Origin of the sequence: Aeromonas sp. MR16, assembly GCF_022549315.1 — a bacterium.
GTDB classification, from domain to species: domain Bacteria; phylum Pseudomonadota; class Gammaproteobacteria; order Enterobacterales; family Aeromonadaceae; genus Aeromonas; species Aeromonas aquatica.
The window spans coordinates 1-14,836 of the sequence record NZ_JAKZFK010000004.1 but is presented as its reverse complement, the minus strand read 5'-3'; the positions used below and the strand labels follow the sequence as shown (position 1 = coordinate 14,836).

The following is a 14,836-nucleotide window of genomic DNA, read 5'->3' as shown; positions in this document are numbered from 1 at the left end:
TCAAACCCCTCAATCCTTAGTATTCTATTTATCATTTTTGCTGCGACATCAGGGAAGATGGTCGACAACACCTGTCCCCTCCCTTTCCCCCGAGCCACTCGCCTCATCCTCACACAGGTAGCTGAACCATGTCCTATCCCTTATCAAGACGTGATTTCATCAAGCAGTGCGTCATCGCCGGCATCGCCGTCTACAGCGCCCCCCTCCTCGCCAACCTCTCCCTGTCCGGCATGGAAGACGAGATCTTCGATCCCGCCTTGCTCGGCCAGTGGAAGCAGGGGGGCAAGGTCAAGTTCCGCAGCGATGGCCTGGCCAAGGTCACCGGCCAGAAGATCTACAGCCGGGACTATCGCGCCCAGGATCTGGCCGGCTGGCCGTCCCAGCAACAACATGCGCTGCTGATCCGGCTCGACAAGGCGGATCGCGTCTATCTGGGGCTGGATCTTTCCATGCTGCCTGCCAATGCCCAGCCGACTCGGGTCGTCACCGCCGCCGATCTGGTGCGCGACGGCGTCGAACTGCCCGCCTTCTACGGCATCAACATGATGGTCAGCGAAGGGGCCACCCCGGACTATCTGGGTCATGCGGCCGCCATGCTGATCTTCCCGGACTTCGCCACCTTCAACCGGGCCAAGCAGATCCTGCAGTTCAACAACAAGGTGGTGCGCTACGGTGATATGACCCCCCTGGTCGCCACCACCCGCGATCCCTGGGCCTGCTGGCGTATCATCCGGATCGAGGGCAAGCTCGGCATGAGCGACCAGCACAGTACCTTGAAAAACGGGCTCTTCTTCCCGGCCATCGTCAGCCACCAGCCGGTGTGGCCGACGGCCAAAGCCGATGGCAACGCGGGTGAGCAGGGGATGTATCAGGCCGAGCTGGTGCACAAGGAGCTGGAGGCCGAGGACGCCCTGGTGCTGGATCGCAGCTATCAGACCCAGTTCATCGAGCCCATGATGATGGAGCCGGAAAACTTCAACGGCTGGTTCGATGCCAAGGCGCGCACCATGCACCTGGTGATTAGCACCCAGTCCCCTCACGACTTCTACTACCAGGCTGCCGAGATGCTGGCCAAGGGGCCGCTGGCAGGCAAGGTCGACAAGCTGGTGGTGCACTCCCCTTTCATCGGGGGTGGCTTCGGCGCCAAGGATCACACCATATTCCCCTTCTATGGCCTGCTCGCAACCCTTTATGGCGAGGGCCCGGTGCGTCTGGCCAACGATCGTTTCGAACAGTTCCAGGGTGGCCTCAAGCGTCATCCGTTCAACATGCACAACAAGCTGGTGATCGACAAGCAGAGCGGCCAGTTCCGCGCCCTGATCAGCGCCATGACAGTGGACGGCGGCGGCCGCCTGAACTTCACCGGCTCGGTGGCCAGCGTGGGGGCCAGCGCCATCCAGGGGGTCTACTACCTGCCCAAGAACGACATCACGGCGGTCGCCCTGCCCTCCGAGAACCCGGATTGCGGCTCCATGCGAGGGTATGGATCCCTGCAAACCATGGCGGCCATGGAGATGATGGTCAACGAGGCCGCCGCACTGCTGAAGATGGATCCGCTGGCGCTGCGGCGCCGCAACCTGATCAAGCCCGGCCAGCCCAATACCCAGGGGGCCATTCCCGAGGGCAACAACCGTTACCCCGAGATCCTGGCGATGGCCGAGCAGCACGAGATCTGGGCCCAGCGTCAGGCCAGGAAGCAGGCTTACGAGACCCAGCATCCGGACCGCCTGCACGGCACGGGTTTCAGCATCACCACCAAGGACTATGGCACCGGCGCCGTGGCCCCCTCCGCCTGCGTCGAGCTGACAAGCAAGGGGGAGATACTCCTCAAGATCAGCGGCATGGAGATGGGCACCGGGATCCAGACCTCCCAGGCCGAGATCGTCAGTCGCTACTTCGGCCAACCGGCCGACACCATAGCGCTCGCCGAAATCGCGCTCTGGGAGAGCTTCAAGCTGGTCGAGACCGATAACCCCTACACCATCTCTCAGGAACGCCAGGACGAGATGCAGAAGAACCCGCGCTGGACGCTGGCCATTCCGCAGGCCTCCTCGGCCTCCATCTCCTCCTACTTCCAGAGTCATGCCACCGTCACCGCGGCCCGCATCCTGTTCGAGCAGACGCTCTGGCCGGCGGCGACCGCCATCTGGCGCAAGCAGTTCTTCGTCGGTCAGGCGGGTCTGGACCTGGGCCCCGCCAGCGAGGCGAGCTGGACCCCCGCCGGGTTGACGACCCGTGGCATGCCACCGTTGCCGCTCTCCCTGCTGGCGGCTCATGCCCACGCCAACGGCCTCATTACCGGTGCCATGGTGCACAGCTTCAACCGCTGGGCCTGGGCCGAGTGCGACTTCACCATAGAGGGCCAGAGCCAGCGCCTGCCCATAGATGCGCTGGCGTTGCGCTACGGTGACGGCGCCAGCAGCGCGCAGCGCGCACAGGCCGATGCCAACGGCTACCAGCTGCTCGACCGCACCCAGGCTCACTACCCCAGTACCAACCTGAACAACGCCATGGTGACCTACTACGCCCCCTGCGCCACCCTGGTCGAGATAGCGCTGGAGAAGGGTTCCGGCAAGGTGCACATACTGTCCGCCCACAGCTGGCTTGACGCCGGTCGAGTCATAGTCCCCGAACTGGTGGAAGGCCAGATCCAGGGCGGCCTGGCCATGGGGGTCGGTCATGCTCTGTATGAATATCTGCCGTCAGGCCAGGAAGGGCCGGGCAACGGCACCTGGAACCTGAACCGCTATCAGGTCCCCCTGGCGCACCAGCTGCCGGTCTGGAATCTGACCCACACCCTGCTCGATCCCCTCTCGCCGACCGATGCCACCAAGGGCATAGGCGAAGTGGTGATGATCCCCGTGGTCGCCGCCCTGGTCGAAGCCATCTATCAGGCGACCGGCACCCGTTTCTATCATCTTCCCGTCACTGCAACCGACATTCAGAAGGCCATCCAATGATCACCGTAAACATGACCATCAACGACCGTCTCATTGGCCCGATCGAAGTGGATGACAACACCATGATGATCGACTTCCTGCACGAGTATGTGAACCTGACCGGCACCAAGTTCGGCTGCGGCGTCGGCGTCTGCCATGCCTGCACCATAGTGGTCGACGGGGCGGATGGCAGCAGCGAGAGCGTGCGCACCTGCATCAACGGGGTGGGCCGCTTCAACGGCCAGCGCATCCGCACTGTGGAAGGCCACGCCAAGCGTAACAACCTGGGCAAGATCATCGCCCTGAGCCCGGTGCAGAAGACCTTCCTGGATCACTTCTCCTTCCAGTGCGGCTGGTGTACCTCGGGTTTTGTCAACGAGACCACAGTGCTGCTGGAGCGGCTGCGCAAAGAGCCGGTGGCCATGGCCGATCTCGAATCCACCATAGAGGGTGCACTTAAAGATCACGTCTGCCGCTGCACCGGTTACAAGAAGTACTACGAGGGGGTCAAGGCCATGCTGATCTCGGAGGGGGTAGTACGCACATGATGCTCTCCAGACTCACATTCGCGCTCTTGCTGGGCTCAGGCGCCGTATCCGCGGCCGACACCCAGGATCCGCTGGTGGCACAGGGGGCATACCTCTCCAAGGTGGGTGACTGCGCCGCCTGCCACACCGCCGAGGGGGGCCAGAAATACGCAGGTGGGCTGGCGTTCAAGACACCCTTTGGCGTCATCTACTCCACCAACATCAGCTCCGACAAGCGCCAGGGGATAGGCAGCTACAGCTATGAGGATTTCTATGAGGTGATGCACAACGGCAACGCCCCCAAGGGACGCCTCTATCCCGCCATGCCCTACACCTCCTATCACATGGTCACGGATGAGGACATGAAGGCGCTCTACGCCTACTTCATGCAGACCAAGCCGGCCGCCACCCCGAACCGCGACAACGAGGTCGGCTTCCCCTTCAACGTGCGTACCGGCCTGGTGTTCTGGAACCTGGTGGCCCACGAGGACAGCCCCTTCCAACCGGATCCGGCAAAGAGCAGCAACTGGAACCGTGGCCGCTACCTGGTGGATGGGCTGGGACACTGCGGCGAGTGCCACACGCCGCGGGATACCTTCATGGCGATGGACGGCTCCCGCTACCTGAAAGGGGCCATGATAGAGGGAGTGATGGCCCCGGAGATCACCGCCACCGAGCTCAGGCGCCAGGGCTGGACCCATGACTCCCTGACCCGGCTGCTGCGCAAGGGCTACTCGGTAAAGGGCGGCGTCTTCGCCGGCATGTATCCCGTGGTCGAGAAGAGCTTCGCCTACCTGACCGACGAGGACATGCATGCCGTCACCAGCTACCTGCTCGGCAGCGACACCCCGTTGCCGGAGCCTGCACCCAAGCCGGTCACTATGGACGCATCGCACCCGGGTTACGGGCTCTACCGGGACTACTGCGCCGGTTGTCACGGCCAGGAGGGTCAGGGCAAGCCGAACGTGACGCCATCCATGTACACCAACGCCACCCTGGATCAGGCGAGCGCGACCAATACCCTGGCGGTGCTGCTGCGCGGGATCCCGGCCCAGAGCTACAGCCAGACCGAGCGCTTCGCCCCCATGCCCAGCTACGCCAAAGAGCTCAACGACCAGCAACTGGCGGATCTGGTGAACTTCCTGCGCCAGACCTGGGCCCATCAGCCCTCAGCCCTGAGTGCCGAAGACATAAAGACGCTCAAGGAGGAGATCGTCGAGGCGCACGATGAGTGACGCTCAGCTGGAGGTGCTGCGTCAGAGCCTCGCCTGGCTGGCCCAGGGCAAAGGCATCTGGCTGTGCAGCATAGTCGCGACCTACGGCTCGGCCCCCCGCCCCAAGGGGGCCCTGTTCGCCACCGATGGCATCCACCGCAGCGGCTCCATCTCGGGCGGCTGCATCGAGGATGCCTTCGTCGACATGCTGGCCAGGGGGGAGCATGACGCCCCCCTGAGCCTGCTGGACTATGGCTCCCACCTGGCCCCCGATGGCAGTGCGTTCGAGCTGCCGTGTGGGGGTCGCATCCGGCTGCTGGTGGAGCACCTCGAAGGGGACGCGGCCAGCGCGGATCTCGATGAGTGGCTCACCAGACTGCAAGGGGGCCACCCCTTCGTGCGGGAGGTGCTGCTCGAGCAGGGGAAACGCCGCTATCTGGACGAAGAGACGACGGATCCCAGCGAGCAAGAGGCGCCAGGCCGGGTACGCCTGAGCTATGCCCAGCGCTGGCGCCTGCTGCTGCTGGGAATAAGCCAGGTGAGCGAGCAGGTGGCGCGGCTCGGTCAGGCCGCCGGTTTCGAGGTGCGCCTATGCGATACCCGAGAGCCGTACCGCCGCGACTGGCACTGGGGGCCGGAGCAAGGAGGAATAGCGGTGGAATGGTGCGATCCCGAGCGCTTCGTCGAGCGCCATGCCACGGCCCGGAGCGCCGTGCTGGCACTGGCCCACGACCCCAGGATCGACGATGCCGGGCTGATGGCGGGGCTCGAATCCGACGCCTTCTACCTCGGTGCCATGGGCTCGGTCCGCACCAGCGCCCGTCGGCTGGAGCGGCTGCAGCGAATTGCCGAGGCGAGTCAGACCCAGCTTGCGCGGATCCACGCCCCCATAGGGCTGCCCATCGGCAGCAAGACCCCCATAGAGATCGCCATCGCCGTGCTGGCCGAGGTGATCGCCGTACGCCAGGGCATCAGATTGCGAGACGCCACAGATGCAGCCTGAGCGGATAGCCCTGCTGCTGGCCGCCGGCTTCTCCCGCCGCTACGGCAGCGACAAGCGCCTCGCAGGCTCCCCGCCCCTGATCCTGCGCACCCTCGCCACCCTGCTCCCCGACCATGATCGCGTGCTGGTGGTGCTCAGGCAGCGAGACGAGGCGGTACGCCAGCTGCTGGCGCCGACGGGAGCCCTGATCACCCAGGTGCCGGCAGATGGCGGCATGGGTGACAGCCTGGCCCACGGGGTGCGCACCCTGCTCGCCCAGGATTGGCCCATCCAGAGTCTGCTGGTGGCGCTGGCCGATATGCCCCATCTCTCCCGCACCAGCCTACTGGCCTTGCAGGCTGCTCAGCAGGGTCACTCGCTGGTGCGGCCCCTCTACCAGGGTCAGCAGGGGCATCCCGTCAGCTTTCCCGCCGATCTGCTGCCCGAGCTGGCCCGCCTCTCTGGTGAGCAAGGCGCCAAGCCGGTGCTCGATCGCCACGCCGACCGCCTGATCTGCCTGACGCTGGATGATCCCGGCTGCGTGCAGGATATCGACCGACCCGAAGACCCTCTCTGATCCACCCCGACGACGACGCCGGCAAAACGCGGGCAAAAAAAGCCCCGCACCAGGCGGGGTCACAAGTGATGAAAAACAGACAATACACACACACAACAAAGGCTCACACGCACAGTCAACCTTTCCCAAAACCGATGGCATATCGACCTTGGGAAAGGCGGGTCTTGCGACCCGCCTGGTGTTAGCGGTTGACAGCTATCAGTTCAGTTCGGTGACGCGGCTGGTGCGCTTGCCATCGAAGCTGGTGGTACGCAGGTAGACCTTGCCGTTCACGCTCGGCTTGGCCGCGGCGTCATAGGCGCTCCAGCTCTTGCCATCCAGGCTGTACTGGATGGGAAGACCAGGCAGATCCACGTTCGCTTCCAGCTTGCCGTTGACGACCTTGGCACCCGGTACCGAGAGACGGTACTCGACGCCGTAGGCTTCCAGCTTCGCCAGCTCACGCTGACCCAGCAGGTTGGCGAACTGGTTCCACTCCTTGTCCAAGGTGGCCTTGTTGACATGCTTGGTCTCGCCGGAGAACTCACGACCCTTCACATAATCCAGCTCGAAGCCACCCTTGTGCCAGGCACGCTCGGCCACGGAGAAGATCCGCGGGTAGACCATGTACTCGTACTGGGCATCGGTACGAACGGTTTCACCCCACTGCTGACCGGACATGCCCTTGAACTTGACGGGCTCCTGGTCACCCTTGGCCACGAAGGCATTGCCGTCGCGATCGGTCGAGGTCTCGGCGTTCTGCGGCAGGTTTTCCGGGGCGAAGTTGAACAACTTGCGGGTGTCGGTGAAGCGAGTCGCCCAGTAGTAGCCACGCTCGGCCGGATGCACCTCGTTCGGGAAGTCCAGGTAGAGGTAATCCGGGTTGGACAGCACCACGTCATAACCCTTGTGCGCCCACGCCATCGCGTTGTTGAAGCCGCCCCAGTAGAGGGTTTCCCAGAAGTTGACCTGGGTCTTGTCAGTGGCGAAATCCTTGGCACCGTCGGCGTACTTCAGGCCATCTTCCCACGCCATCAGGGTGGAGTAGCCATCCGCCTTGACCATCTTGGCAACTTCCTTCGCGTAGTAGACCATCAGTTCGTCTACGCTCTTGATCTTGCCCTCGTCGATCATCTTCTGGCACAGCGGGGACTTGCCGAACGGCTTGTCCTGCTTGCTCCAGTCGGTGTTACCCTTCCAGGCCACCAGATCGGCTTTCTTGGTGACGGCCGGATCCTGGTAACCATCGCGGATCATGATGTTCTTCGCTTCGTCACCACCGTAGTGCCAGACGGTCAGCGGCTGGCCGGCTGCCTTGTGCATGGCGCCGACTTCATCCATGACCTTGGCCACGAAGGCGGAAGAGCCCGGCTGGCAAGGGTTGATGAAGGACATCTTGTCGTAGAACTGGACCGAGGTGATGTTGGAGGTGTCGGCCGGATCGAGCAGACGGTACTGATTCGCCTCCTGCTCTTTCCCTTCGGCCATCAGCCGCTTGTAACGCGCCTCCATGGAGACCACGGCGGCACGGGCATGCGCCGGCATGTTGACCTCGGGGATCACGGTCACACCGCGCGCCTTGGCGTAACGGACCAGGTCGATATAGTCGGACTTGGTGTAGAAACCGCTGCCCATGTTGTCGCTAGTCGGGCCTGAACCCAGCTGCGGCAGGATGCACTTGGTTTCGGACAGATCGTGGCAACGCTCGCTGCCGACGTCGGTCAGCTCCGGCAGGCCCGGGATCTCGATGCGCCAGCCTTCATCGTTGGTCAGGCCCAGGTGCAGAGTGTTGAGCTTCTTGGACGACATCTGGTCGATCAGCTTGCGCAGGGTTTCCGGGCCACGGAAGTGGCGGGCCACGTCGGTCTGCATGCCGCGGTATTCGAAGCGCGGAGCATCCTCGACCGCCATCTGGCTGACCAGCTTGTCGTTCATCCCGAGCAGGGAGATCAGGGATTGCGCGCCCCAGAAGGCGCCGTCGATGTCGTGGCCCTGGATCAGCGCGCCCTGCGAGCCGATGTTCATGTCATAGCCTTCGGCCTGCTTGACCTTGCTGCCGAGCTTGATGGTCACTGGGTAGCCGGTGTCGGAGAGGGTAACACCCAGCTTGGTCAGTGACGCCTTGATGGCTTCGGCACGGTCGGTCGGCAGATCCAGCGCGTTGAGTTTGATGCTGGAGAGATCGACCTGCGGACCCGCCTTCACCACCTGCTTGAGCGGGGTCGGCATGATCTGGTCGTCGATCTTGCTGGCCGGCAGCAGCGTGCTGGCCTGATTGGCAGCGAAACGGGTCTCGCTGTTCATCAGGATGTTCTTGTCATCCTTGGTGCGCTTCCAGCCGTCGGCCGGCATCGGCTTCTCGTAGCTGGTGGCATCTTCGATGTTGGTCATGCTGGCGATCACCTTGGGCTCGGCGCCCTCGGTGGCGACGTACCAGTTCGGCATGATGTCGCTTTCAAACAGCACCCAATACTCCACCACCAGCGGCACTTCGACCGTGGCATCCTTGGCAAAGCCCTGGAACTTGTCGGTCGGCGTCATGCGATAGAGGTCGCCGGTCAGGTGGGTGATGGTGAACTGGTCGTTGTCCACCCGCTGGATGCGGCGGATGGAGTGGATGTAGATGTTCCAATCCTTGGAAGTCACGTCCGCACCGGTGTTGGTCAGGTGCAGCTTGGCAACGCCACAGCTAGCCCACTCGGAACCCAGTGCCTGACAATCCAAACCGGCACTGGCACCGTCGTTGGTGACCACTTCATACTTGACGACCAGGTTGCTGGCGAGGGAATCGACCACGGCTTGCTTGGCGGCATCGGCTGCCTGTACCTGAGCGGCACAAACGGTAGACATGGCAATGGCTAACAGAGAATGTTTCAAGTTCATAACTGCTGCTCTCATTTGAAGTAAAGGTTGGATTTTCTTGGCTTTTTTTATATGGGGCCCCTGAGCGGGGCCCTTAGTTATGTCAACAATGGACTTAGACTTGAGGTGAGCTTGCGCTCGATTAACGCAGGGATTTCATCTCACCGGCGATGATTTCGGCCAAGGGGCCCAGAATCACCTGCAGGTTCTGCTCACCGAGCTTGACCACACCGGCCGCGCCCAGGGCTTTCAGCTTGCGCTCATCCACGATGCTGCGGTCTTTCAGGGTCAGACGCAGACGGGTGATGCAGGCATCGATGGTGACCAGGTTCTCTTGACCACCCAGCACTTCCAGATACTGGCGAGCCAGCTCGGTGCGGTCGGTAGTCTGAGCCTGTACCGGCACGGCTTCGTCATCTTCACGACCCGGGGTTTTCAGGTTGAACTTGACGATGACGGTACGGAAGATGGCGTAGTAGAGGCCGAAGAACACCAGGCCCTGCACCAGCAGCATGTACCAATGAGTCGCCAACGGGTTGCGCGATTGGATGAACATGTCGACAAAGCCAGCACTGAAGCCGAAGCCTGAGATCCAGTGCATGCTGGCGGCGATGAACACGGAGATACCGGTCAGCAGGGCGTGGATGACGTACAGCACCGGCGCCACGAACATGAAGGAGAACTCGAGCGGCTCGGTCACACCGGTGAAGAAGGCGGCAAAGGCGGCTGCGATCATGATGGATGCAACTTTCTCTTTGTGCTCTTTCTTGGCGGTGTGGTAGATGGCCAAAGCTGCGCCCGGCAGACCGAACATCATGATGGGGAAGAAGCCAGCCTGGTACATACCAGTGACACCCACAACCGCTTTACCCGCGTCGATGGAGGTTTGACCGCCCAGGAAGTTCGGGATGTCGTTGATGCCTGCCACGTCAAACCAGAACACGGAGTTCAGGGCGTGGTGCAGACCGACCGGGATCAACAGACGGTTGAAGAAGGCGTAGATGCCCGCACCGGTGGAGCCCATGCTGACGATGGATTCGCCGAAGCTCACCAGGCCACCATAGATAACCGGCCAGACCGCCATCAGGATGAAGGAGACCACGATCATGACAACGGAGGTCACAATCGGCACCAGACGACGGCCGGAGAAGAAGGCCAGCGCCTTGTGCAGCTCGACACCGCTGAAGCGGTTATACAGCTCGGCGGCGATGACACCGGTCAGGATACCGATAAACTGGTTCTCGATTTTACCGAAGGCGGCAGGGACTTGATCCAGCGGAATTTGTTGGATCTGAGACACGGCGCCCGGGCTCAGCAGGGTGGTGACCACCAGGTAGCCGACCAGACCGGCCAGCGCGGCAGAACCGTCTTTATCCTTGGACATGCCATAGGCAACGCCCACAGCAAACAAGATGGCCATCTTGTCGATGATGGCGGCACCCGCCTTGATCAGGAATGCTGCCAGCGCACTCTCGCCGCCCCAACCGTTCGGGTCAATCCAATAACCAATCCCCATCAGGATCGCTGCGGCAGGCAATACCGCTACCGGCACCATCAGGGCACGGCCGATCTTTTGCAAATAACCGAGAATGTTCACGGTTCCTCTCCTTAGTTGATGTTTTTCTAGAAATTAAGTGCTTATCACGTTCGACGCATAAGCCATCAAGGCTTGATTGGCAGTCTATGGGTTTTATTTCGCTGCGCAAATTAATAAACCAGCTTTCGTGATCATTATCACTCAACAGAGATAAAGGTAACGGATAGATGTGGCTTAGTTCGCAATCTTTATTTACGCTATAAAACAACTTAACCCCATCTTATATTCTTGCCGTCGATAGACTGCCGCAACCCGTACAGAGGTATACATAATGCGCCTGATCCCGTTGAAGTCTGCCAGCCAGGTGGGTCTCTGGTCTGCCCGTTACATCGTTGACCGCATCAATGCGTTCAAGCCGACCAGCGATCGCCCCTTCGTACTGGGTCTGCCCACCGGCGGCACCCCGCTCAACACCTACAAGCGCCTGATCGAACTTCACAAGGCCGGTGAGGTGAGCTTCGAGCACGTGGTCAGCTTCAACATGGACGAGTACGTCGGCCTGCCCAAAGAGCACCCGGAGAGCTACCACAGCTTCATGTACAACAACTTCTTCAACCACGTGGACATTCGCCCGGAGAACATCAACATTCTCAACGGCAACGCGCCGGATCTGGCGGCCGAGTGCAAACGCTACGAGGAGAAGATCAAGTCCTACGGCAAGATCAATCTGTTCATGGGCGGCGTCGGCAACGACGGTCACATCGCGTTCAACGAACCGGCCTCCTCCCTCTCCTCCCGTACCCGGGTCAAGACCCTGACCGAGGACACCCGCATCGCCAACTCCCGCTTCTTTGGCGGCGACATGGAGCAGGTGCCCAAGCTGGCGCTGACCGTGGGTGTGGGTACCCTGATGGATGCAGAAGAGATCCTGATCCTGGTCATCGGCCACGCCAAGGCCCAGGCCCTGCAAGCCGCGGTGGAAGGCTGCGTCAACCACATGTGGACCATCTCCACCCTGCAACTGCATCCGAAGGGCATGATGGTATGCGACGAGCCCTCCACCATGGAGCTGAAGGTCAAGACGGTGCGCTACTTCCAGCAGTTGGAAGCCGACAACATCAAGCACCTGTAAGGAGCCGCAATGTACGCACTGACTAATTGCACTATCTATACCGGCAGCTGCGTGCTGACCGGCCACGGTGTACTGATCGAGGGCGACAGCATTGTCGCCATCGTACGCGAGGCCGAACTGCCTGCCGGAGTCGAACGACATGATCTGCACGGCGCCAACCTGAGCGCCGGCTTCATCGACGTCCAGCTCAACGGCTGCGGTGGCGTCATGTTCAATGGTCACATCACCACCGAGACCCTGGCCATCATGCAGGCGGCCAACCTGAAGTCCGGTACCACCAGCTTCCTGCCGACCCTGATCACCAGTCCGGATGCGGACATGAAGCAGGCGGTGGCGGTCACCCGCGACCATATGGCCGCCCACCCCAACGAGGTGCTCGGTGTCCATCTGGAAGGGCCTTATACCAACCTCAAGCGCAAGGGCATCCACCCGGCCGCGCAGATCCGCCAGCCGGCCGACGAGATGATCGACTTCTTCTGTGACAACAGCGATGCCATCGCCAAGATCACCCTGGCACCGGAGCGCAACAAGCCGGAGCACATCCATCGCCTGGTCGAGGCGGGGATCCTGGTCTCCGCCGGTCACACCGCCGCCAGCTATGAGCAGGCCATGGCCGGGTTTGATGACGGCATCCGCTTCGCCACCCACCTCTACAATGCCATGACGCCGACCCTGAACGGGCGCGAACCCGGGGTGGTCGGTGCCATCTATGATCGCAAGGATGTCCATGCCGGCATCATCGTCGATGGCCATCACGTGCACTGGGCCACCGTCCGCCTGGCGCACAAGATCCTTGGCGAGCGACTGGTGCTGGTCACTGATGCCACCGCCGCGGCCGGAGCGCCGGAAGGCTTTGAGAAGTTTGATTTTTGTGGCGCAACCGTCTATTTCCGCGATGGTCAGTGCGTCGATGAGAATGGTACACTCGGCGGTTCCGCCCTCACCATGATTGAAGGGGTGGAGAATCTGGTCAAACAGGTCGGATTACCGCTCGATGAAGCACTGAGAATGGCCACCCTTTACCCCGCTCGCGCCATTGGATGGGACTCACGTCTCGGTAGTATCCAGGTCGGAAAAATTGCCAACCTCACCGTCTTTGATCAGGCCTTCACGGTCTGCGGGACCGTGGTTAACGGACACTACACACAACAGTGACACTATGACTGGCGGACAAATAGCAAACGTAGATCTTATCAAGCAGGTGAACAGTGCGGTCGTGTATCGGCTCATTGACCTGCAAGGGCCCATCTCTCGCGTCAAGATTGCCGAACTGAGTCAGCTGGCCCCGGCCAGCGTGACCAAGATCACCCGGCAACTGATCGAGCATGGGCTGATCAGGGAGACCTCGCCGCAGGCCTCGACCGGTGGGCGGCGCGCCATCTCCCTGACCACCATCAAGCATCGCTTTCAGTTTGTCTCTGCCAAGCTTGGCCGCGGTTACCTGCAGCTGAGTCTCTATGATCTCGACGGCAAGGAGCTCGATCAGCACATCACCGAGGTGACCGAGATCGAGCAGCAACCCGTGGTCGACATGCTGCTGCGGGAAATTGGCGCCTTCATCGATGCCAATCGCGAGCGCAGCCGCAACCTCATCAGTGTCGCGCTCACCATGCCGGGTCTGGTCAATCCGGAATCCGGCATGGTCATCTACACCCCGACCTACCAGATCCGCAACTTAGGCCTGGCCAAGCTGCTGGAGCACCATTTCAACCTGCCCTGCTACGTGGGCAACGACACCCGCTCTCTGGCACTGGCCGAACACTTCTTCGGCGAGTCCCGTGACTGCATGGACTCCATTCTGGTGAGCGTGCATCAGGGCACCGGCTCCGGCATCATCACCAAGGGCAAGGTGTTCCTCGGTCAGAACCGCAACGTCGGCGAGATAGGCCACATCCAGGTCGAGCCGCTCGGCAAACGCTGCCACTGCGGCAACTTCGGCTGCCTGGAGACCATCGCCTCCAACGAGGCCATTGTCGACAAGGTCAAGGAGCTCATCAGCCGCGGCCACCTGAGCTCGCTGCAGGAGAAGCACATCACCATCCAGGAGGTGTGCAAGGCCGCCGTGGCGGGAGACGAACTCGCTCGCAGCGTGATCGAGAACGTGGGAGAACATCTGGGCCGGGCCATCGCCATCACGGTCAACCTGTTCAACCCGCAGAAGGTGCTGATCGCGGGTGAAATCACCGCCGCGGAAGAGATCCTGATCCCGGCCATCCGTCGCTGCGTCGAGCATCAATCCCTGCCGAGCTTCCACCGTGGCCTGCCCATCGTGAAGGCACGCTTCCAGAACCAGCCCACCATCGGCGGCTTCGCCCTGGTCAAGCGCTCCCTGCTGGAAGGGGATCTGTTGCAGATCATCATGGAGCAGAAGTAGTTTTCTCCTTTGCGACCCAATGAAAAAGGCAGCCTAGGCTGCCTTTTTACTGTTTAACATCATGAAGTGTCTTTCAGATGTTGATTTAATGGTCAAATCATCTCATCAGGCACCAACAAACGCCCTCCCCTCTTGTCTCCCGACAACAAAATCACCGCCTCCTGGTTGCCGTGTATCTTATCGGGTCCATAGACCCAAAGGCCGCACGCTTATCAACCCGGTTCGACTGCTACTTATCAGGCTTGCGAGTCATCAGGACGGAAAAATCCCAGCTCCCTTCTTCCAATAAAAATGGCAGCCCATCGGCTGCCATTTTTATCTGTGGATACCCGCTCAGACTCAACCCCTGCGGCAGGGCTTGAACATATCCAGCGCTCCGCCGTACACCTTGGTCTGCACATCCATGATCCCCAGACACAGGGCGGAACAGGTTGTCGTGGGAGCAGCTCAGACTCAGCCCCCGCGGCAGGGCTTGAACATATCCAGCGCTCCGTCGTACACCTTGGTCTGCACATCCATGATCCCCAGACACAGGGTGGAACAGGTTGTCGTGGGAGCAGCTCAGACTCAACCCCCGCGGCAGGGTTTGAACATATCCAGCGCTCCGTCGTACACCTTGGTCTGCACATCCATGATCCCCAGACACAGGGTGGAACAGGTTGTCGTGGGAGCAGCTCAGACTCAACCCCCGCGGCAGGGTTTGAACATATCCA

At 61.4% G+C, this 14,836-nt stretch carries 10 protein-coding genes; 8 read left to right on the top strand and 2 right to left on the bottom strand.

Features of this window, described 5'->3' with window-relative positions; genetic code table 11:
- Positions 1-128: 128 nt before the first annotated feature.
- The 5 genes from MM194_RS04960 to MM194_RS04940 are packed head-to-tail and all read left to right on the top strand — an operon-like array spanning position 129 to position 6,239.
- Entirely contained in the window at positions 129-2,960 is a 2,832-nt protein-coding gene (locus tag MM194_RS04960; RefSeq protein WP_241342892.1) for a molybdopterin cofactor-binding domain-containing protein, read from the top strand.
- A complete protein-coding gene (locus MM194_RS04955; protein ID WP_111911271.1) occupies positions 2,957-3,487 on the top strand; it encodes a 2Fe-2S iron-sulfur cluster-binding protein in 531 nt (176 codons plus the stop codon). The genes MM194_RS04960 and MM194_RS04955 overlap by 4 nt, the downstream gene beginning before the upstream one ends.
- The gene (locus tag MM194_RS04950) at positions 3,484-4,701 is read left to right on the top strand and encodes a cytochrome c (RefSeq protein ID WP_241342890.1); all 1,218 of its coding nucleotides are present in this window, start codon (positions 3,484-3,486) and stop codon (positions 4,699-4,701) included. Before MM194_RS04955 ends, MM194_RS04950 begins: the two co-directional genes overlap by 4 nt.
- Positions 4,694-5,683 carry an XdhC family protein gene (locus MM194_RS04945; RefSeq protein ID WP_241342888.1) on the top strand — a complete coding sequence of 330 codons (990 nt, stop codon included), beginning with the start codon at positions 4,694-4,696 and terminating at the stop codon, positions 5,681-5,683. The genes MM194_RS04950 and MM194_RS04945 overlap by 8 nt, the downstream gene beginning before the upstream one ends.
- Positions 5,673-6,239 (top strand): nucleotidyltransferase family protein, encoded by a 567-nt coding sequence (locus MM194_RS04940; protein ID WP_033129308.1) that lies wholly within the window; start codon positions 5,673-5,675, stop codon positions 6,237-6,239. Before MM194_RS04945 ends, MM194_RS04940 begins: the two co-directional genes overlap by 11 nt.
- Positions 6,240-6,437: 198 nt before the next feature.
- Here MM194_RS04940 and MM194_RS04935 read toward each other — a convergent pair whose 3' ends face one another.
- Both MM194_RS04935 and nagE read right to left on the bottom strand, forming a co-directional pair.
- Entirely contained in the window at positions 6,438-9,101 is a 2,664-nt protein-coding gene (locus tag MM194_RS04935; protein WP_241342886.1) for a beta-N-acetylhexosaminidase, read from the bottom strand.
- A 121-nt stretch (positions 9,102-9,222) separates the two neighbouring features.
- On the bottom strand, positions 9,223-10,677 hold the full coding sequence (gene nagE, locus MM194_RS04930) for an N-acetylglucosamine-specific PTS transporter subunit IIBC (RefSeq protein ID WP_033129306.1): 1,455 nt from the start codon (positions 10,675-10,677) through the stop codon (positions 9,223-9,225).
- A 271-nt stretch (positions 10,678-10,948) separates the two neighbouring features.
- Here nagE and nagB point away from each other — a divergent pair, with 271 nt between their 5' ends.
- Genes nagB through MM194_RS04915 form a run of 3 tightly spaced genes read left to right on the top strand, consistent with a single transcriptional unit; the run spans position 10,949 to position 14,123 of the window.
- Positions 10,949-11,749 (top strand): glucosamine-6-phosphate deaminase, encoded by an 801-nt coding sequence (gene nagB / locus MM194_RS04925; protein ID WP_033129305.1) that lies wholly within the window; start codon positions 10,949-10,951, stop codon positions 11,747-11,749.
- A 9-nt stretch (positions 11,750-11,758) separates the two neighbouring features.
- On the top strand, positions 11,759-12,904 hold the full coding sequence (gene nagA / locus MM194_RS04920; RefSeq protein ID WP_033129304.1) for an N-acetylglucosamine-6-phosphate deacetylase: 1,146 nt from the start codon (positions 11,759-11,761) through the stop codon (positions 12,902-12,904).
- A 4-nt stretch (positions 12,905-12,908) separates the two neighbouring features.
- Positions 12,909-14,123: an ROK family protein gene (locus tag MM194_RS04915; protein WP_033129303.1), complete on the top strand. Its 1,215-nt coding sequence runs from the start codon at positions 12,909-12,911 to the stop codon at positions 14,121-14,123.
- The last annotated feature ends 713 nt before the right edge of the window (positions 14,124-14,836 follow it).